The 19,187-nt window shown below is 65.1% G+C and carries 19 protein-coding genes and 1 pseudogene; 15 read left to right on the top strand and 5 right to left on the bottom strand.

What is annotated here, in order from left to right:
- The coding region (locus tag AB0C34_RS21960; protein WP_357075857.1) for a helix-turn-helix transcriptional regulator at positions 1-1,965 on the top strand (1,965 nt) is incomplete at its 5' end.
- 46 nt (positions 1,966-2,011) lie between these two features.
- Here the strand turns inward: AB0C34_RS21960 and AB0C34_RS21955 are convergent.
- Together AB0C34_RS21955 and AB0C34_RS21950 are read right to left on the bottom strand one after the other, a co-directional pair.
- Positions 2,012-2,251 carry a hypothetical protein gene (locus tag AB0C34_RS21955; protein ID WP_357075854.1) on the bottom strand — a complete coding sequence of 80 codons (240 nt, stop codon included), beginning with the start codon at positions 2,249-2,251 and terminating at the stop codon, positions 2,012-2,014.
- 133 nt (positions 2,252-2,384) lie between these two features.
- On the bottom strand, positions 2,385-2,885 hold the full coding sequence (locus tag AB0C34_RS21950; RefSeq protein WP_357075851.1) for a pyridoxamine 5'-phosphate oxidase family protein: 501 nt from the start codon (positions 2,883-2,885) through the stop codon (positions 2,385-2,387).
- Positions 2,886-3,142: 257 nt separating this feature from the next.
- Between AB0C34_RS21950 and AB0C34_RS21945 the strand changes: the two genes are divergently transcribed.
- The 10 genes and pseudogenes from AB0C34_RS21945 (at position 3,143) to AB0C34_RS21900 (ending at position 10,874) form a co-directional block, all read left to right on the top strand.
- Positions 3,143-4,144 (top strand): hypothetical protein, encoded by a 1,002-nt coding sequence (locus AB0C34_RS21945; protein WP_357075848.1) that lies wholly within the window; start codon positions 3,143-3,145, stop codon positions 4,142-4,144.
- A gap of 152 nt (positions 4,145-4,296) precedes the next feature.
- The gene (locus AB0C34_RS21940) at positions 4,297-4,752 is read left to right on the top strand and encodes a CBS domain-containing protein (protein WP_357075845.1); all 456 of its coding nucleotides are present in this window, start codon (positions 4,297-4,299) and stop codon (positions 4,750-4,752) included.
- Positions 4,753-4,903: 151 nt separating this feature from the next.
- Positions 4,904-5,575, top strand: coding sequence for a DUF2267 domain-containing protein (locus AB0C34_RS21935; RefSeq protein WP_357075843.1), 672 nt, complete (start codon positions 4,904-4,906; stop codon positions 5,573-5,575).
- Between the two features lie 114 nt (positions 5,576-5,689).
- Positions 5,690-6,013 carry a hypothetical protein gene (locus AB0C34_RS21930; protein WP_357075840.1) on the top strand — a complete coding sequence of 108 codons (324 nt, stop codon included), beginning with the start codon at positions 5,690-5,692 and terminating at the stop codon, positions 6,011-6,013.
- A gap of 32 nt (positions 6,014-6,045) precedes the next feature.
- Positions 6,046-6,597, top strand: a complete 552-nt coding sequence (locus AB0C34_RS21925) for a flavodoxin domain-containing protein (protein ID WP_357075837.1) — start codon at positions 6,046-6,048, stop codon at positions 6,595-6,597.
- Positions 6,598-6,615: 18 nt separating this feature from the next.
- On the top strand, positions 6,616-7,086 hold the full coding sequence (locus AB0C34_RS21920) for a DUF2267 domain-containing protein (RefSeq protein WP_357075834.1): 471 nt from the start codon (positions 6,616-6,618) through the stop codon (positions 7,084-7,086).
- Between the two features lie 78 nt (positions 7,087-7,164).
- Positions 7,165-7,617, top strand: a pseudogene (locus AB0C34_RS21915) (GyrI-like domain-containing protein); the annotation flags it as partial.
- 60 nt (positions 7,618-7,677) lie between these two features.
- Entirely contained in the window at positions 7,678-8,034 is a 357-nt protein-coding gene (locus AB0C34_RS21910) for a DUF302 domain-containing protein (protein ID WP_357075911.1), read from the top strand.
- Positions 8,035-8,410: 376 nt separating this feature from the next.
- Positions 8,411-9,043 (top strand): response regulator transcription factor, encoded by a 633-nt coding sequence (locus AB0C34_RS21905; RefSeq protein WP_357075831.1) that lies wholly within the window; start codon positions 8,411-8,413, stop codon positions 9,041-9,043.
- Between the two features lie 85 nt (positions 9,044-9,128).
- Positions 9,129-10,874 (top strand): GAF domain-containing protein, encoded by a 1,746-nt coding sequence (locus AB0C34_RS21900; protein ID WP_357075829.1) that lies wholly within the window; start codon positions 9,129-9,131, stop codon positions 10,872-10,874.
- A 129-nt stretch (positions 10,875-11,003) separates the two neighbouring features.
- Here the strand turns inward: AB0C34_RS21900 and AB0C34_RS21895 are convergent, their stop codons facing one another.
- The 3 genes from AB0C34_RS21895 to AB0C34_RS21885 form a co-directional block, all read right to left on the bottom strand.
- Positions 11,004-11,555 carry a C40 family peptidase gene (locus AB0C34_RS21895; protein ID WP_357075908.1) on the bottom strand — a complete coding sequence of 184 codons (552 nt, stop codon included), beginning with the start codon at positions 11,553-11,555 and terminating at the stop codon, positions 11,004-11,006.
- Positions 11,556-11,939: 384 nt separating this feature from the next.
- Complete coding sequence (locus tag AB0C34_RS21890; RefSeq protein WP_357075826.1) at positions 11,940-13,460, bottom strand: catalase; 1,521 nt, start codon at positions 13,458-13,460, stop codon at positions 11,940-11,942.
- A gap of 47 nt (positions 13,461-13,507) precedes the next feature.
- Positions 13,508-13,879, bottom strand: a complete 372-nt coding sequence (locus AB0C34_RS21885; RefSeq protein ID WP_357075823.1) for an EthD domain-containing protein — start codon at positions 13,877-13,879, stop codon at positions 13,508-13,510.
- Between the two features lie 276 nt (positions 13,880-14,155).
- Between AB0C34_RS21885 and AB0C34_RS21880 the strand changes: the two genes are divergently transcribed.
- The 4 genes from AB0C34_RS21880 to AB0C34_RS21865 all read left to right on the top strand — a co-directional run bounded on the left by AB0C34_RS21880 (position 14,156) and on the right by AB0C34_RS21865 (position 19,057).
- Positions 14,156-15,208, top strand: a complete 1,053-nt coding sequence (locus tag AB0C34_RS21880) for a fused (3R)-hydroxyacyl-ACP dehydratase subunits HadA/HadB (protein ID WP_357075820.1) — start codon at positions 14,156-14,158, stop codon at positions 15,206-15,208.
- Between the two features lie 554 nt (positions 15,209-15,762).
- Positions 15,763-17,001, top strand: coding sequence for a fused response regulator/phosphatase (locus AB0C34_RS21875; RefSeq protein WP_357075905.1), 1,239 nt, complete (start codon positions 15,763-15,765; stop codon positions 16,999-17,001).
- Entirely contained in the window at positions 17,001-18,614 is a 1,614-nt protein-coding gene (locus AB0C34_RS21870; RefSeq protein WP_357075817.1) for a CHASE3 domain-containing protein, read from the top strand. Before AB0C34_RS21875 ends, AB0C34_RS21870 begins: the two co-directional genes overlap by 1 nt.
- Positions 18,611-19,057: a response regulator gene (locus tag AB0C34_RS21865; RefSeq protein ID WP_357075814.1), complete on the top strand. Its 447-nt coding sequence runs from the start codon at positions 18,611-18,613 to the stop codon at positions 19,055-19,057. The genes AB0C34_RS21870 and AB0C34_RS21865 overlap by 4 nt, the downstream gene beginning before the upstream one ends.
- The last annotated feature ends 130 nt before the right edge of the window (positions 19,058-19,187 follow it).

The following is a 19,187-nucleotide window of genomic DNA, read 5'->3' as shown; positions in this document are numbered from 1 at the left end:
CGCCGCGTCGACCACCACCCCCTCTACATCCGACTGGCCGCCGGACGACTACTCCGCCAACCCCTCGCCATGATCCTGCACGAACTCTCCGGCGAAGCCACCGACAAACGCCTGCGCTGGACACACGGACCACGAGTCGGCGCCGAACCACGACACCAAGGAGTCCGCGACGTCATCGCCTGGTCCTACGACCTATGCACCGACAAAGAACAACTACTCCTCGACCGCATGTCGGTCTTCGCCGCCGGATACGACACCAACCCCGAAGAGGACACCAGTTCGGTCATGGATGTCGGCGCCGACCTCGAAGCTATCGAAACCGTCTGCGCCGACGACCCAGAAGAGGGGCATGCGGCCGTGCGTCTGATGCGCCGGGACGTCGAAGGCATACTCGACCATCTGGCCGACCAGTCGCTGGTCACTGTGCACATCACGCCGACCACCGTGCGGTATTCGCTGCTGGAAAGCATTCGCCTGTTCACGCGGCAACGACTGATGCAGCGTTCCACCAGCGACGTCGACGAATCGGCACGGCTCGCGCAGCGACACCGCAGCTACTATCGCGACAAAGTCGTCGCAGCGGTGGATTGGTTCAGCCCCGGCGAGCAGAACTGGGCCAACGCGGCATGGGACAACATCGTCACCGCCATCGAGACCAGCCTTACCTCCGGCGAACCGACCCTCGGCTTGGAAATCTCCGCGACCCTCGTTGCCCTGCCCATCATCAAAGGCTCACCTCGAGAGATACGCCGATGGACCGAGCGCACACTGCAGGCCACCCGCACACTGACGCCGCAACCGATCGACCTGCAAATCGAGGCACTGACCTTGATCGGATGGCTATCGCTGATACAGGCCCGGTACGAGGAGGCCGAACAGATCCTCGAGCAATGCGCCGCTCTCAGCATCCGTGCGCCGAACGCGAGACAGACGTGGCAGCGAGCCCCGGAAACCGACACCGGCCTACCCGCCGCCCTCGAATTCCTCTGGGGAGCGAAACTGATGCTGGCCCATCGCGACCCGCGCGCCATCACGGTGTTGGCACGCGCCCGCGAAAAGTTCGCCGCCCTGGGCAACAGTCGCGGAGTGGGCAGAAGCGAACTGTACGAGGCAGTGGCTGTGGGTGCCCTCGGATCAACACAGCAGGCCCTGGAGATCGCGCGGCGTCATCTCGATCACGCGATCGCGTCCGGGGCCGGATGGGCGAAGGCATGGGCCGAGTTGGCGTGGGCGATAACGTTGACCAAACACGGCAATCCCACCGAGGCGTTGGCCGTCGGTCGTACAGCATTGGCATATCAGGTCACCGCGCGCGATCAGTGGGGCACGTCGTTTGCGGTGTACATCCGTACCTGGTCATTGGCGCAGGTCATCACCGACTCGATCGCGGCTGGAGACACCGACCGGGAACGACTCGAGGCACTGGCCACCGAAACCGCTCACCTTGCCGGCGGAGCCGCCACCTTACCCGCGGGGCTGGGTATCAATATCGGCAATCTGTTGCTGGTATCCGATGAATCAAGCAAAGCGATCGACGTCGCGCGACGGGTGCTAGGTCCCGACGCGTTCGCCACCGCATACGAACAAGGCTCTGGGTTGCACCCCGAACTGGGCGAGGTGCAGCGCTTGGCGCTGGGCACACTGACCATCGACGCGACGCCGACGCACCACCCCGACAAGAAGAATCCTCCCTCGCCCTGGAACACACTGTCGGCAGCCGAAAAAGAGGTCGCGACTCTGGCCGCGGCCGGATGGACGAACGTCACGATCGCCGCCCGCCGAGGCAATTCCATCAGGACCGTCGATGCACAAATGGCAGCGATCTTGCACAAATTGACGATCACCTCACGAGACGACATCATCGAACTCGTTCCCGACGATCGGATCACCCAGATCCGCACGGAACGAGCCCAGCGCCCACCTCGAACAAGCGAACAAACTCGCAGGTCACGTCGATGGCGATAGAACGGTTTCGAGGGTGGTGTAACGGTGGCGATTTTCCTCGCCACGGTCAGCGAGCGCCGGTCCCGGCGGCCTCCAGCAGGGCCCATTTCTGCCGGGCGACGGCAGGGGCGTGTTCCCACTCGGCGCGGATGGTGTCGATACGATCCAGCGTCGCGTGCAGTTCGCCAGGGGTGAGATCGTGCTCGGACGCGGCTGCGGCGAGCTGTGTGGCAAGCTGCTGTACGCGGGCGAAATCCGCGTGTAGACGCGGTTCTCGCCCCTCGGGTGTGGTCGAATCGGTGGCCATCGGGTCTCTCCTGATGCACGGATTGCTGGAACACAGTCCAGCATGCACCGATAGGTAGGCACTCGCGCATCGGTAACCGATAGGTGATCGACCGCAGGTTGCGGTGCGAACCGCGGGTGACCTCGCTCCCGCACTACTCGTGCTCCTCGACCAGCCTGAGGCCGGTGACGAGCGTGGGCTCGATGGCGACCAAAGCCTCTGCGGCGAGGTCGGCCCATGACGGCAAAAGGGCGGCATAGCCGGCGGCCACCTGTGGGTCGACGACAGTGCGCGCGACGCCGGTCACCACGACCGACCAGCCCAGCCGGTCGATGGGATCGATGTCGTCGACCTGATAGGCGACGACCACGGACTGACGGCCCTGCACCGATGCCGCGAGCCCAGGACCGAGCTGAGTGCGGGTGATGATGAAGCCTCGGTCGTCCACCAGATGTGTGACCGGGCGGATCGCGGGCAAGGCATCCCGAGTGAACACGATTCGTCCGAAAGGTGCGCTGGCGAGCAGTCGCATCGCCTCGGATCGATCGAGTTCCACCGTACGACGTGCAACGTCGGCACGATCGGGGCACAGCTCGTATTCCGCCACGCGGTACGACCCCGCTTCCTCATATCCACTCTTCGACCGTCCACTCATGCCATCATCGGTCTGTTCGAGCCCCCAGGGCCGAACGTCACCGAGTGCGGTAGACCAACGGCCCGATTCGCGGACACGGATCGAGATAGGCGACGCCATCGTCCACTATGACCCGCCATACGCGTTGCCAACAGCTGTTGCGAGCAGTCGGACCACGGGGTGCGGGGTCCACAATTTTCGGAACAGGGCCGGAGGTCCCGGCAGAACGTGCGCAATGGCTGTGTCGGCGGCGCCCCACGACGACGACACTCATCGACATGACCACAAGAGACATCCCCGTCGTATCCGGCCTGCCGGATCACTCCACGATCGAGGCGGCGATGGGACTCGCCTGCCGTGCACCCTCAGTGCACAACACGCAGCCGTGGCACTGGGACTTCGACGGCGCCCGACTACACCTCTACAGCGACCCCGATCGCCAATTGCCGTCGGCGGATCCGCGCGGGCGACAGCTCGTGATCAGCTGCGGCGCCGCGTTGCACCATGCGCGGACGGCCTTCGCCGCCGGAAACTGGCATACCGACACCGTCCGCCTACCCGATCCCGCGCGCCCGGAGCATCTCGCGACCATCGAATTCCGTCCGTGGCTGGACCCGCCCCCTGGGGTACGCACCCGTGCCGCCGCCATCGACCACCGCTACACCGACCGGCTTCCCATGCTCGAACCCGTAGGCTGGTCCGACCTGCTTCCCGCGTTACGAAAACTGGTATCGCCGCACGAGATCGAACTGGCCGTCCTCGACGAGAGCGCCAGGTCCCGGCTGGCGATGGCCTCGGAGAAGTCCGCCGCCTTGCGCCGCTACGACATGCTGTATCAGTCCGAATTGCATTGGTGGGCAGGGCATGCCGAAATGGCGGAAGGAGTGCCGCCGACGTCGCTCGTCTCGGATGCCGAATTCGCCAGGGTCGGCATCGGCCGGAGATTTCCTTCGGTGCCGCACTCGATGCGGCGCGACGATATCCAGGACCGCGCCCGCGTCGTACTGTTGAGTTCGACCGGGGACTCCACGCAAGAGTGGCTGCACACCGGGGAGGCGTTGTCAGCCGTTCTGCTCGAGTGCACCGCCGCGGGTCTGAGCACGTGTGCGCTCACCCACGTCATCGAGGTGCAGTCGGGTCGTCAACTGCTGGCAAATTTGGTTCCACGCGACGGCCTTCCCCAGGTGCTCGTGCGTATCGGCTCGGCACCGAGCCACGACGAACCAGCGCCTACCCCGCGCAGACCGATGACCGACGTGTTCACCGAACACTGGCAGTAGGTCGGGGGCAGTGTGGGCGTGTACCGCTGGGTGCGGTGGCCCGCACGCGGAGAATCCCGTAAGCCTGTGACTTTGTCCCCTGTCGTCGAGGCAGAAGGTCATCCAATGATGGTCGGACGGCAACCTGCCACCCCGACGGAGGGAGACCCACCATGACCACCGCGGAAACCCTGATGCGCCCCGACGTCGAGTGCATCGGCGTGCGTGACACGATGCAGTTCGCTGCCCAGCGCATGCGCCAACTCGGTGTCGGCGCACTTCCGGTCTGTGATGGCGAAGGGCATCCGGTCGGCATCATCACCGACCGCGACATCGTCGTGAAAGTTGTCGGCATCGGGCGCAATCCCAAAACGACCACCGCAGGCGAACTCACCCAGGGAGCAGAGCAACTGCATACCGTCGACGTCACCGCCGATCTCGGCGACGTTCTCGCGCGAATGACCGAGTGTCAGGTTCGCCGACTGCCCGTGACCGCCGGGGGTGTGCTTGTCGGCATCATCACCGAGGCAGATCTCGCGCACCACCTACCCGAGCAGCAGGTCGGAGAGTTCGTGGAAGCAGTGTGTGCGCAGAATCTTCCGACGGGCGTGGGCAACGCCGGGTCGTGATGCCTACGCCACGACAGCGAGCAACTGGTCGGAACGTCCCCGGCAACATCACGCCGGCTGGCCCACCCCGCTGTTCGGCCCCCTTCGGCCGGGGACCCAGACCACGGGGACGACGCAGAACTCGTCCCTGATGCCCCCTCGAGGAGGACACATGCCGCATCACGACGATCCCTTCGCCCCGGCCGTGCAAACGGCCCGCGACTGGGTGCGGGCCGTCGCCGACGGCCTCGACACCGACGACCGTGCGTTCGCCTACCGAGCGCTGCGCGCCTGGCTGCACACCGTCCGAGACCGAATCGGAGTCACCGCCTCCGCGCACCTGGCCGCGCAGTTGCCCGAATTACTGCGCGGCGCCTACTACGAAGGGTGGGTGCCGACGCACGTTCCGGTACGCCACGGGACCGCGGCGTTCATCACCCACTTCGCCAGAGCGGCGGGAATCGACCGGGAGCAGGTCGGTCCGATCGCGGGTGCGGTCACCACCGCACTGTCGGAATTGTTCTCCCCCGGTCAGCTCAACCGTGTCTTCGCGGTCCTTCCGGCCCGACTGTGCGGCGTCCTGTACGGTGCGCGGCCAGCACTCGACGAATATCTCGCGGATCGATCTGCTGCGGCCGACAGGATCGAGGTCGACCGTCTCGCCACCCTGGAATACCGGGTGCATGCCCTTGGCGACGCGGTCGCTGTCCTCGCCCGCGGACTCGAGCGGCTTCCTATCGATAGAACGGACGACTCCCGAACGACGTCCGCCGCACAGCAGGCACACCGAATTTTACTCGCTGAGGGGATGCCCGAAACCGACCCTTCCGTCCGGGAGCGCTGACATCGTGCGGTACGGCCCGTGACGCGGTCGTACCGAGGGCCACCGAGTCGGCCTGATCGCGGTATTCCGGCCGGTTCTACTACGGACGAAATTCCTCAGCGAAAGGAATGGCTCGTGCGGAAGGCCTTGGTCCCGCCGCACAAGACGCTCACTCGTTTCGACGGGACTCTGGTCACGATTCGGTCGGAGAATTCGTTCTTCGACGTGACGATGGCCATCGAATCGCGATTGCAGCGATTGTCGGTTCCGAGACTCATCGAATACGTGACGAGCGCAGACCGCGAGGGACTGGAGATCTACGTCGATGAGGTGTCGAAGCCGAGCGAGAGAGGGCCGAACTTTTCCAGGACGCCGCCGCCTAGTTGCGTGCCCGATGTCTCGGATGGTGACGGTCGGTTGAGGCCGTTGGTCCCTGTACCTCGGGCACGACTGCTCTGACCGGCATGGGTGGTCCCGCGCGACGCTGAGGTATGGAATCGAATGCACCCCGCGTCGCGGTCCTCTACGCGACCGCGCAGGGATCCACCCGCGACATCGCGGAGTTCATCGCCGCCTACCTCACCGAACGGGGCGCGGACGTCGAAGCGGCCGACGTCCACCACGCGCCCGACCTGTCGAACTTCGGTGCGGTCGTTCTGGGCAGTGCCGTGCACGACATGGATCTCCTTCCTGCCGCAACCGCCTACACCCGAGCGCATCGTGACGAGCTGTCCCGACGAGACCTCTGGATCTTCAGCGTCGGCCTCAGCCCAGCCCTGCAGGGGCCGATCGGCAGACGCATCGGGCCGATCGTGCCGAAAAGGATCGCAGCCCTGTGCGGCTCGGTCTACCCGTGGGAATACCGCGCGTTCGCCGGGCACTACGACGGGATCGGTGTCTCGTGGAAAGCCCGGATGCTCTACCGCTTGATGGGCGGTGGTCGATACGGCGATCTGCGCGACTGGACCGCGATCCGCGATTGGTCGGACGGCATCGCCCGGGGGCTCGGTCTGCGGCAGCCAGCGACCACAGCGCTGCCCTAGCCAGGCGGGAGTGACACCGTGTCCCAGCATGATGATCCACTCGCGCCCGCGGTCCACACCGCACACGCGTGGCTGCACACCATCGGTGCCCACCTCGGCACCGATGACCGGACGTTCGTATACCGGGCTGTCCGCGCGTGGCTACACGCGGTCCGTGACCAGGTCGAGGTCGCCACCGCGGCGCACTTGGCCGCACAACTGCCCGAGATGCTGCGCGGCGCGTTCTACGAAGGGTGGGTGCCCGCCCGCGTGCCCGCGCACCACGACGTGACCTCGTTCGTCGGCGCGTTCGCCGAGGAGGCGGGTGTCTCACCGGATGAGGCAGCTGCGCTGGCCGGTGCGGTGACCAAGGCGCTGTCCGGCCTGTTCTCCCCCGGCCAGCTCGACGGCGTCTTCGCGGTGTTGCCCGCGAAGCTGCGGACCCTATTGTCCGGCATCGAACTGGACGGCACGCTCGGCGGCGCCATCGCGAACGCGCCGGATCGTTGATGCCAGCCCGAACACACCGCCGCACAACGGGCGGCACTCGAATCGAAGTACCTGTCGGCAGGCGAACAGGAGGAACCCATGACTTACCACGTCGCGGTGGTCGAATCGACGCCGCACCCCGTCCTGGTACTGCACCGCACAGTGCGCCCCGACCACGCCGGCGACGATATCGGCGCAGGAATGCACGCGCTCTACACCGTGGCCGCGACCACCGGCATGGTGCCATCCGGGCCGCCGACGACGACCTATCGAGGTGAGTTCGGCCCGCGAACATCGACCGATGTCGACTTCGCGCTGCCGGTCACCGTGGGGCCACTCGGCATCGACGACGACGTCACAGTGCGACGCACCGAACCCGGCCTGTACGCGCGGACCGTTCACCACGGCGACTACCAGGCAATCGGAGAAGCCTATCGCGCGCTCGACGCGTGGCTACATGAGTCGGCGTTCCAGCCGATGGGCCCACCGACCGAGGTCTACCTCGTCGCCCCCGACGAGGCGGTCGCTCCACACGATCTGTTGACCGAGATCCGTATCCCGGTCGTACACGCAGACCTCACTGCGCGAGTCGCCGCGCCGGTCGCCGACGCCATTCAGATCGTGGGCGAAGCCTTGGCCGAACAGGGCTTCGGCGTCTTGACCGAAATCGACGTGCGCGCCACACTGCGCACCAAGCTCGACGTCGCGATGGAGGAATACGTGATCCTCGGCGCGTGCAACCCGTCCCTGGCCCATCGGGCGCTGGAGATCGACCGGCGGATTGGCCTGCTGCTCCCGTGCAATGTCGTGGTGCGTACCGTCGGCGACACCACCGTCATCGAAGCAATGGACCCGGAAATGCTGGTACAGCAATCCGGGACGACCGAGCTCGAACCGATCGCGCTGGAAGCTCGCGCGAGTCTCGTCGCCGTCATGAAGACGGTCGGGAAGCATTCACCCGCTGCGTAACGCACAGATCAATGGGCTGACGAGACGGGAACGGCTGACTCCGGGTCCGTCGTCCGTGTGCAGCCGCGGCCCGCTGCGCGCACGAACTGGCACACTCACCGGATTCGCCGACGGGTGAGCCGCCGCCTCCTACCCGACGGACGAGTTCGCGGCGGCCACATCGACGGCCTCGCCCCGGGCCCGACGGGATACGCTGTATTCGACGACATGGTGATCGACCATTTTGCGCCTAACCGGCGTCGTATATCGCAGCGGAATGGCCAGCGGGTGTCGATCGGATCGAACGAGGGAATTGTTGATCCGATGTCGAAAACTCCGACACGCCCACCAAGTTGCTCCATAGGCTGAGTATGTTCGGCGAGCGAGAGGAATGCCCATGATCACGGTGTTCTTGGTCGACGATCACGAGATAGTGCGGCGCGGGGTCGCTGATCTTGTCGGCGCGGAGCCGGACCTCGAAGTGGTCGGCGAGGCGAGCAACTTTTCGCAGGCGCTCGCCCGGATTCCCGCCTTACAACCCGATGTCACCATCCTCGACGTGTTGCTGCCCGACGGTAACGGCATCGAACTGTGCCGTGAACTACTGTCGCTGCATCCCGACCTGCGCTGTCTGATTCTGACCTCGTTCACCGATGAGCAGGCGATGCTCAACGCCATCCTGGCCGGGGCAAGCGGATATGTGGTCAAGGACATCAAAAGCCTCGAACTCATCGATGCCATCCGAGATGTCGGGGCCGGAAAGTCCCTGCTCGACAATCGTGCCGCCGCCGCACTCATGGCCAAACTCCGTTCGGAGGCCGAGGAGAAGAAGGGGCCGCTGTCCAGCCTGACCGAGCAGGAGCGAACACTTCTGGCGTTGCTCGGTGAAGGGCTGACGAACCGGCAGATCGCGAGCCGTATGTTTCTGGCCGAGAAAACGGTCAAGAATTATGTTTCACGCTTGCTGACAAAACTCGGAGTCGAACGACGCACGCAGGCGGCCGTGCTGGCCTCGAAACTCAACGAATAGCAAAGGCCGGCACGGCGCCCGTTCAGTCAGTTCCGTCTATCAGCAGCAGGGTCCAACCGGTATTGGTCATGAAAGAATGCTGGATATGGATGGACAGTCGTCCGGGACGGGGCCGAGTGGTCGGCCACCGGTCACCGAAACACTGTCTCAGCTGCGGCTGCGCGAACTGCTGATCGAGGTTCAGGATCGGATCGCGCAGATCGTGGACGCGCGCGATCGAATGGACCGGCTCATCGAGGCGATGCTGGCGATCACCTCGGGGCTGGACCTGGACAACACGCTGCGCACGATCGTGCACGCCGCCATCGAACTCGTCGATGCCCAATATGGTGCGCTCGGGGTCCGGAATACCGACAAAACCAGCAATCGGCTCACCGAGTTCGTCTATGAGGGAATCGACGACCACACACGAAGGATGATCGGAGACCTACCGGAAGGACGCGGGGTGCTCGGCCTGCTGATCGAACAGCCGAAACCCATTCGGCTGGCGAACCTCTCGGACCATCCGTCCTCGGTCGGCTTCCCGGCGCATCATCCACCGATGCACGCATTCCTCGGCGTGCCGGTTCAGGTCCGTGGCGAGGTGTTCGGCAATCTCTACCTCACCGAGAAGGCGGGCGGCCAAGAGTTCACCGAGGACGACGAAGTCGTGGTGAAGGCGTTGGCGGCGGCCGCGGGAATCGCCATCGAGAACGCTCGCCTCTACGAGCAATCGCGGATCCGGCAGCAATGGCTCGAAGCGACCCGCGATGTGGCCACCGAGCTGCTCGCGGGCGGTGAACCGAGCGAAGTACTCGACCTTGTCGCGGAGCGGGCGCTGACGCTCACCGAGTCCGTGTGCACGTTCGTCGCCCTACCCGAGGACCCGGACGTTCCGCATGACGAGGTCGCCGAGCTGGTCGTGGTCGCTGCCGCGGGGACCGATGCCGAGCAGTTGACCGGGCAGCGGTTGCCCCTGACCGAATCCGACACCGGCGAGGCCTTCCGCCTCGGCCGCACGGTCGCGATCGACCGGATGCTCCGTGTCCAACTCGTCGACTCGTTTTCCCATTCCGGTCCGGCATTGATCCTTCCGTTGCGGGCCGGGCGCTCCATTATCGGTGTGCTCACCACCTTGCGACCTGCTGATGCGGCACCCCTGGACACCTCCGCCCAGTCCATGATGGCCGCGATCGCCGACCAGGCCGCGCTCGCGTTGCAGTTGGCCGACACACAGCGGCGGATGCGGGAACTCGACGTGCTGTCCGATCGCGATCGCATCGCCCGCGGGTTGCACGATCACGTCATCCAACGACTGTTCGCCGTCGGCCTCGCCCTGCAAGGCACGGTCCAACGTGCCCGAGCACCCGAGGTCAAATCCCGGCTGATGGAAATGGTCGATGACATCCAGGCGATCGTGCAGGATATCCGCTATTCGATTTTCGACTTGCAGAGCAACACGGCGGCGGATTCCTCGCAGTACCGCAAACACCTGCACGGCATCGTCGTCGAAATGACCGCCGACAGCGGACTACGCACCATCGTACGACTGGCCGGACCGGTGACGATCCTCGCGCCCCCGCTGTCCGACGACGTCGAAGCGGTGCTGCGAGAGGCGGTGAGCAATGTGGTTCGGCATGCCTCGGCCACCGCGGTGTCGGTGGAACTGCGAGTACGTGATGATGTCACCATCGAAGTGACCGACAACGGGGTCGGCGTACCCGAAAACGTCGCCCGCAACAGCGGACTGGCGAATCTGGCGGCGCGCGCGGAGCAGGCGGGCGGCAGTTTCAGCATTGAGAAAGCACCCGCAGGTGGTACTGTCCTGCGCTGGTCTGCGCCGCTTCCTTAGGCCGAAAAACGCGCCGCGACTGTTGTGCGCTGCGGTGACCGAGGACCCGTGAAGTCGCCGTCGACCACCAGCGAGTTCCGAGTCCGCAGGGCTGTCACACCGAGCGGATCCGCATCCAGGTCTCGGCCGTCAGTACCGGCGCGCGCCCGCGTAAGGCATCGTCGAGATCGGCGCCACCTGCACTCCGGTCCCGGAGGTCGCGGCGTGCACTACCGTTCCATCGCCCGCGTAGAGGCCGGAGTGGCTACCGCCGTAGAACGACACGAGATCGCCACGTTGCAGATCGTGTTGCGATGTCGGGGTGCCCGCGGCGAGCTGCTCGTAGCTGCTGCGCGGTAGCTCCCGGCCGACCTGCCGATAGGCCCACTGCACGAGTCCGGAGCAGTCGAAGGCATCCGGCCCGGCCGCGCCACCTTGATAGGCCGCGCCCAGCTTCGTCAGAGCGACGTCGACGGCGCGCTCACCCACGGATTTCGCTGCCGGCGGGGGTGGGGTCGGCGAAAATTCCGGAAGAATTGGCAGGACCGGAAAACCTGGGGCCGCCGGAAAACCGGCGGGTATGGGGATTTCCTCGGCGATATCGGCGCTGCCCGCATCGGGCGACGACGCCCGGGCGGTCGCCGGCGTCGTGGCGGCTCCGATCACTCCGGCAACGGCCACAGCGACGACACTGGTGGCCAGGGTTCGACACGAACTATATTGCGCGCGTTGATCAGGTCGAACGTCGGCGCCCAACGCCATGATTCGGTCCTCCGATCTCCGTCGGCAGGCCCGGTGAAACGCATCCGGCATCGCGGGACTTCACCAAGCCTCGAATGAATTCGAAACACTACGGTGCAGTCGATCCAGCGGATTCGATGATACATATTTCTACTCGAATTCGAATGCGAATACCTGGATTGCCGCCATGCGATATAAAAAGTGCAGACAATAGAAAATATTCTTTGTATAAATATTTTCCGAATGAAACACAGCGAGACAGACGGCAGGTTCTACCGTCCGCCCCGAAGCGACAGTCAGCCGACGCACGGTGGCCGGCGTATCGCCGGCCACCGTGTCGACAGATCAGGCCTTGGCCTGCGCCGTCGAGCGAGCCGGGTTGGCTTGTCCCGCGGCCTTGGGGTCGCGCTCGTCCTGTTTGGCGCGCACGCCCGCCTCGACCCGGTCGCCGAGATTCTTGTCGACATTGCGCCAATATTCGAACGCCCTGGTCAGCACCGGCGTACTGACACCGTTGAGCAGGTGACCGACGATATTGCTCACCAACCGGTCGCGTGCCGCGTCGTCGAGGACTTCGCGAACCATGGTGCCCGCCTGACCCCAGTCGTCGTCGTCCTTGCGCAAGGTGTAGGCCAGCCGCACCATTTCCCCGTCGGTGTACCAGCCCGCGGTCGGGCCGGCGACCGCGGGATCGGCGTGCGGGCCGCCCTTCGAGTTCGGTACGTATACCGGATCGCCCGGGTTGTGATGGCGCATCGCGCCGTCTTTGGTGTAGGACCGCACGGTGGTGGCGTGCGCCGAATTGACCGGCAGTTCCTTGTAATTCGCCCCGATCCGGTGTCGATGCGCGTCGGGGTAGGAGAACCAACGGCCCAGCAGCATCTTGTCCGGACTGGGACCGGTTCCGGGCACCGAACTGCTCGGCTCGAACGCCGCCTGCTCGATTTCGGTGTGGTAGTCCGCCGGGTTGCGGTTCAGTGTCATCCTGCCGACCTCGACCAGCGGATAGTCGCCGTGCGGCCACACCTTGGTGAGATCGAAGGGGTTGAACCGGTAGGTCTTCGCCTCCTCGAACGGCATGATCTGCATCTTCAACGTCCAACTCGGAGGATTTCCGCCGTCGATCGCCTCCCAGAGGTCGCGCATGTGATAATCGGTGTCCATCGCAGCCATCTGGTCGGCCTCGTCCTGGGTGAAGAACTCGATCCCCTGATCGGTCTTGAAGTGGTACTTGACCCAGAACCGCTCCCCTGAGGCGTTGATCCACAGGTAGGTGTGGCTGGAGTAGCCGTTCATGTGCCGCCACGTGCGCGGAATACCGCGGTCACCCATCAGCCAGGTCACCTGATGGGCGGATTCCGGCGACAATGTCCAGAAGTCCCACTGCATGTCGTGATCGCGCAGATTGTTATCAGCTCGGCGCTTCTGCGAACGGATGAAATCCTGGAACTTCATCGGGTCACGCACGAAGAAGATCGGCGTGTCGTTGCCGACCATGTCGAAGTTGCCCTGCTCGGTGTAGAACTTCAGTGCGAAGCCGCGCGGATCGCGCCAGGTGTCCGGGCTGCCACGCTCTCCGGCGACCGTGGAGAATCGGGCCAGCATCTCGGTCTTCTTGCCGGGTTGGAACAGGTCGGCCATGGTGTAGGCGCTGACGTCGTTCGTGACCTCGAACGTGCCGAACGCCCCGCCCCCCTTGGCGTGGGGCTGACGCTCGGGCACCCGCTCCCGGTTGAACGCCGCCATCTTCTCGATCAAATAGGCGTCGTTGAGCAGGATCGGCCCGTCGGGCCCGACCGTCAGCGAGTGCTCATCGCTGGGAACCGGGATACCGGCGTCATCGGTGGTGTAGTTCGGAACAGACATCTCTCTCCTCTCCTACGAACCGCGGGCGGGAGCCCGACGGCGAACCGTCAGGACGAGCCGCAGTGCGGACCGGGATCGCCAGTTCCGCGCTGGTGAATGATCTCCTCAGTGGTGAAGAGCACCACCGTCTTCGACGTGTCGGCGAAGTTCTCGACATCGGCGAGCATGACGTCCCAATTCTCGGATTTCGCGATGGCTTGCAAGGCCTCGGCATTCTCGAACCATGCCTCTACCACACCATCATATGGCGCGGGGGCCACACCGTCCGGAGTCCAACCGGTGTTGTGCTGCCGAACGTAGCGAATGCAATACTTCTTGACCTCGGGCACGCTCATGAGCAGCGGCCCATGCGTATTTGTCCAGTACTCGCTGAACTGTTCACGAGTGAAGTCGGAACGGCGGGTCAAGAACTCACTCATTTTGATCACGTCTGATACTCCCTTGACGGCCCCCTCGACCTCCTACGGTTCTGTCGATCAACCATTCAGGACCCGCCACAAACCTACCGCCGAACCGGACCTGCGGCGAGAGAATCCGGAGGAACTCCACAGACAGAGAACTGGCCATGTGGACCAGATTCGTTTCAGAATTGCGTCGAGCGACAAAACTGTCGGTGCGGTCTTGTCGACGTCCGCGAAACGGCGTGCGAAGCGAGCTCGCCGGAAATTCGGGTTCCATTGGGTAGATTCCTCGCGATGTCCAGCATCCGTTCAACGTCCAGCGAGACCGAAGTGATCGGTCCCGCAGCCGATGCGTCGTCGATGGTCGGGCGCCGGTACCGTACCTGCGATTACTACGAGGTCGGCCGGGAGAAGATTCGCGAGTACGCCCGTGCGGTGCGCAACTACCACCCGACGCACTGGTCGGAAGACGACGCGACCCGATTCGGCTACGACAATTTGTTAGCACCGCTTACCTTCGGCTCCGTCCCTGGTGGTCTGGCGTACGCAGACGCGTTCGACACGATATTGCCCGGCTACAGCATGGGCAGAATGATCCAGACCGATCAGATGATCGAGTTCCACCGCCCCGTCCTGGCCGGTGACCGGCTCAGTTTCGAGATGTGCCTCGAGTCGTTCCGCCGCGCGTTCGGCGGTGACCTGATCACGTTGCGCCAGACGATAGTGGACCAGCACGATCGGCCTCTTCTCACGTCCCGGACCAGCCTGGTCGGCCGCGCCGACGGCGCACTGCCCGGCTCGCTCGACGCGGTCGTCATGCATGGCGCCCGCCCCGATGTGCGCCAGGCACATCGACCCCCGCCACAGTATGTCGGTAATGACGCTTCCGAGCCCACGCGAACCGTGCGCTCGATTCCGGTGGGCGCACACGCACTGCCGTTCGACGCGGTCACCGTCGGTGATGAACTTCCTCCTCGTGACCTCACGCTCAGTCTCGGTGATCTGGTGAACTACGCAGGCGTAGCCGGCGATCCGAACCCGATCCACTGGAATACCGAGATCGCCGCGGAGATGGAGCTCGATACCGTTGTCGCCCAAGGCATGCTGACAATCGGGCTCAGTGTGGACTTGCTCACTTCCTGGCTCGGGGACCCCGGCGCGGTGCGGGCCTACAACGTGCGGCTGACCAGCCCGGTCCACGTCACCGCGACCGGCGGCCGGATCGAGTTCCGCGGCCGGGTCAAAGACCTGGATCCGCGCACCCGGACCGCGACGGTCGCGATCACCGCCGAGCACAACGGGCGCAGGGTTTTCGGTCGCGCGATGGCCGAGGTCGCCCTCACCTGATCGTCGGTCCGATCGCACCATCCGGATCTGGTGTGTTTGGTCCGGAAACGCCGGGGCACGTTGAAGACGGAGCGCGCTCGCCGAGGCCGGCGAGCCGCCCTCCGCACCCGATCGAATGGGCACCCGGCCCGCTCACACTCGAAAGGACCGGTATCTGTTGTGGTTGCGTTTCTCGCCGCAGTCGGTTCCGCTTCCCTGGCTGTCATCGCGACACACGTCACGGTCGTCGCGCGCGCCCTGGCCGAACTTCGCTCCGCGCGCCACGGCGAGGCCGTCCAGCACGCCGCGCGGGTAGGCTCCTCGCGCATACGCACAATGGTCTGATCCCTGGCACGGACTGCGGCAGGCTCGTCCGGGTGGTCCGCGCCATGTCCCGGTCCGGCCGAAGATCGGATACGATCGCTGCTGCCTCTCGGTCCAGCAACCGGCCGCTGAGACAGTTCGGCGTGCGCTGGTGCCGCCCTTTGGTGATCGGAGGCCGGGGTTGTCGGTGTGTGCCGACGATGGCGTCAGTGTTGCCATCCCTTGTGTCACAACAGAATCCGCGACCGGTGGTGTTCGTGCGGCCTGACGGATCGAACGACGAGGTGATCGTCGGCGTGGATTGGCCGTGGCAAGAACCTTCGGTGCTGCTCATCGAGGACGACCCCGGCGACGCCCTGCTCGTCGAGGAATTGGTCCTCGACGGCGCGCCGGGGCTACGCCTGGACTGGGTCAGGTCGCTGGCGGAGGCGAGCGAGCACCTGGCGGTGGCCGTGCCCGACTGCGTCCTGCTGGACCTACATCTTCCCGACGCGAAGGGACTGGAGGCACTCGAGCGGATCCGTCGACACGCCGATCACGTCGCGATCGTGGTATTGACCGGGCTCGACCAAGAACAGACCGGCTTGGCGGCGGTGGCGTCGGGTGCACAGGACTACTTGGTCAAGGGCCGGGTCGAACCGGAGCTGTTCGGTCGTGCCATTCGCTACGCGATTCAGCGAAAACAGGCCGAGCGGACGAGCGCGGCCCTGCAAGCCAGCAACATGCGCGCACAGGAGAACGCACGCCTCGAGCGCGGCCTGCTACCGACACCGCTGTTGCGCGGCCGAAGCGTTGTCGACGTCGTCGCGCGCTACCGTCCCGGCCGGGCACACGCCCTGCTCGGCGGTGATTTCTACGACGTCGTGCAGGACTCCGACGGCACCGTGCACGCCGTCATCGGTGACGTGTCCGGACATGGCCCGGACGAGGCGGCGACCGGCGTGGCGTTGCGATTGGCTTGGCGCACACTGGTACTCAGCGGCGTCACCGGCAACCGGCAATTGCGACTGCTCGAACAGGTGCTGCTGGCGGAGCGCACCGGTCGGCAGACCTTCGCGACCGTCACCAGCCTCGTCCTGCATCCCGGTCTGCGCCGTGCGCGGGTGCTGCGGGCTGGGCACCCGGGCATGCTGCTGCGCTCCGATGCGGGGTTGGCCTGGGTCGAGGTTCCTGGCGGGCCCGCGCTCGGGTTCCTGCCCGGCCGCGCCGAGTGGCCCGTCCACGATCTCGACGTGCCGGAGGGCTGCGGCCTGATGGTCTTCACCGATGGTCTCTTCGAAGGTCGAGTCGGCACGAACTCGCAGCGACTCGGTGAGCAGGGCCTGGTCGAGGTCGCCCGTGCGATCGACGTCGAGGAGCCCGAGTGGTTCGTCGATGAGCTGATCGGCCGGGTCGAGTCGTTGGCCGGTGCGACAGGCGGTTTGGATGACGATGTCGCGATCCTGTATCTCCGGTGGATCCGAGACCGTCGAGCACAGGACGACAACTGATGACGATCACCACCAGCCTGCCCGCACGCCCGGCCGCCCGCCTGACCGCCCATGCCTGGTTTCAGTTCGTGCTGGTCGCGATGGTGCTGGTGGTGATCATCGGCGCCGCGGCGGGCGCACAGGTGATCGCGCAGACCAACCGGGTCACCGATCGATTGCTCGACCAGTCGCAGCCCGCGTCGGCCGAGGCATACCGGTTGCAGAGCGCCCTGGTCAACCAGGAGACCGGCCTGCGAGGGTATGCCATCACTGCCGATCCGCAGTTCCTCCAGCCCTACAGCGAAGGCCGACGAGACGAGGAGCAGTCGGTGGCCCGGCTGCGCGGCCTCCTGGCCGACCGGCAACCACTGCTCGACGAGCTCGACGAGGTGGAGCGGTCGGCCCAACAGTGGCGCACCGACTATGCCGAACCGCTCGCTGCCGCGTTGACCATCGGCGCGACCCGCGGCATCGACGCCGCGGTCGCCGCGCGTGGCAAGCCGCTGTTCGACGAACTCCGCGCCCGCTTCGACAGACAGAACCGAAACCTCGCGGCGACGGTCGACCACGACCGTGCCGAACTCGCGCACACCCGCACGGTCCGGGACGCGGTGCTGGCTGGGATGATCGCGGTCTTCCTGCTGACCGGCGTACTGCTGACTGTACTGGTCCGCCGACTCGTAGCCCGGCCGTTGAGTTATCTGACCGACGCGTCGCTGCGGGTCGCCGACGGCGACTTCGACCATCACATCGATGCACACGGCCCGGCCGACCTCGCCACTGTCGCGGATGCGGTGGACAGCATGCGCCGCCGCATCGTCGCCGAACTGGCGTCCTCGCGCGCCCAGCAATCCGCACTGGCCCAGCAGAAGGCCGATCTGGACAGCCAGGCCGAGGAGCTGCGGCGTTCCAATGCCGAACTGGAGCAGTTCGCCTACGTCGCCTCGCACGATCTGCAGGAGCCGTTGCGCAAGGTGGCCTCGTTCTGCCAACTGCTGGAGAAGCGATACGGGGATCAGCTCGATGAGCGCGGCCAGCAGTACATCGACTTCGCCGTCGACGGCGCGAAGCGAATGCAGATCTTGATCAACGACCTGCTCACGTTCTCCCGAGTCGGCCGCGTTACCGACCGGAACGAGCCGACCCACCTCGGCCAGACTCTGAGCAAGGCGATAGCCAATCTGTCCGCGTCGATAGACGACGCCGGCGCTCGCATCGAACAGCCCGCCGAACTGCCCGAGATCAGCGGCGACCCGACGCTGTTGACCATGTTGTGGCAGAACCTGATCGCCAATGCGATCAAATTTCGCAAGTCAGACCACGCGCCTGCCGTCCGGATCGGGTGCGAACTCGCGGAAGACGGCGCCGGCTGGCTGATATCGGTGTCGGACAACGGCATCGGCATCGCTCCCGAGTTCGCCGAGAAGGTATTCGTGATCTTCCAGCGACTGCACCATCGGGACGAATACAGCGGAACCGGTATCGGGCTAGCCGTCTGCAAGAAGATCGTCGAGTATCACGGCGGGCGCATCTGGATCGACACCGCCTACACCGAGGGCACCCGCTTCTGCTTCACCCTCGGCGCCTTCGAACTCGACAGCCCACCCGCCGCCGATGAAGGAGTCACCCCATGACTGTCCCCGGTCAGCCCATCGACATCTTGCTCGTCGAAGACGATCCCGGTGACGAATTGATGACCCGAGAGGCATTCGAAGACAACAAGATCGGCAATACCTTGCATGTCGCCCACGACGGGGAAGAAGCTCTCGACTTCCTCTATCGACAGGGTGCGCACGCGGACGCACCGCGACCTGATCTGATCCTGCTCGATCTCAATTTGCCCAAGTACGACGGACGACAAGTGCTGGAGAAGATCAAGGCCGACCCCGACCTCGCACACATTCCGGTGGTGGTGCTGACCACTTCGGCGGCCGAAGAAGACATCTTGCGCAGCTACCGGCTGCATGCGAACGCGTACGTCACCAAGCCGGTCGATCTCGACCAGTTCGTCGCCGCGATCAAGCAAATCGACGATTTCTTCGTCCAGGTCGTCCGGCTGCCGCGCCAACAGCTGTAACCGCGGCCCGCAGCCTTCACTCAGCCGTGAGCAGCCGCTGATCCCCGCCGCTCGGCGTGACCACTCGGCCCTTCGGGCACCCTCGGCGATCCGCGCCGACGAAAGACGGAATAGCCTTATCGCACAGGAA

Source organism: Nocardia sp. NPDC049220, assembly GCF_040647855.1.
Taxonomy (GTDB): domain Bacteria; phylum Actinomycetota; class Actinomycetes; order Mycobacteriales; family Mycobacteriaceae; genus Nocardia.
Note: the sequence above shows the minus strand (reverse complement) of the source record. Positions and strands in the feature narration are given on the sequence as shown.

Bases quoted from the DNA above. Each gene is read 5' to 3' on its own strand.
- AB0C34_RS21955 (WP_357075854.1), bottom strand. From the start codon at position 2,251: ATGGCCACCGATTCGACCACACCCGAGGGGCGAGAACCGCGTCTACAC.
- AB0C34_RS21950 (WP_357075851.1), bottom strand. From the start codon at position 2,885: ATGAGTGGACGGTCGAAGAGTGGATATGAGGAAGCGGGGTCGTACCGC.
- AB0C34_RS21945 (WP_357075848.1), top strand. From the start codon at position 3,143: ATGACCACAAGAGACATCCCCGTCGTATCCGGCCTGCCGGATCACTCC.
- AB0C34_RS21940 (WP_357075845.1), top strand. From the start codon at position 4,297: ATGACCACCGCGGAAACCCTGATGCGCCCCGACGTCGAGTGCATCGGC.
- AB0C34_RS21935 (WP_357075843.1), top strand. From the start codon at position 4,904: ATGCCGCATCACGACGATCCCTTCGCCCCGGCCGTGCAAACGGCCCGC.
- AB0C34_RS21925 (WP_357075837.1), top strand. From the start codon at position 6,046: ATGGAATCGAATGCACCCCGCGTCGCGGTCCTCTACGCGACCGCGCAG.
- AB0C34_RS21905 (WP_357075831.1), top strand. From the start codon at position 8,411: ATGATCACGGTGTTCTTGGTCGACGATCACGAGATAGTGCGGCGCGGG.
- AB0C34_RS21900 (WP_357075829.1), top strand. From the start codon at position 9,129: ATGGATGGACAGTCGTCCGGGACGGGGCCGAGTGGTCGGCCACCGGTC.
- AB0C34_RS21890 (WP_357075826.1), bottom strand. From the start codon at position 13,460: ATGTCTGTTCCGAACTACACCACCGATGACGCCGGTATCCCGGTTCCC.
- AB0C34_RS21885 (WP_357075823.1), bottom strand. From the start codon at position 13,879: ATGAGTGAGTTCTTGACCCGCCGTTCCGACTTCACTCGTGAACAGTTC.
- AB0C34_RS21880 (WP_357075820.1), top strand. From the start codon at position 14,156: ATGTCCAGCATCCGTTCAACGTCCAGCGAGACCGAAGTGATCGGTCCC.
- AB0C34_RS21870 (WP_357075817.1), top strand. From the start codon at position 17,001: ATGACGATCACCACCAGCCTGCCCGCACGCCCGGCCGCCCGCCTGACC.
- AB0C34_RS21865 (WP_357075814.1), top strand. From the start codon at position 18,611: ATGACTGTCCCCGGTCAGCCCATCGACATCTTGCTCGTCGAAGACGAT.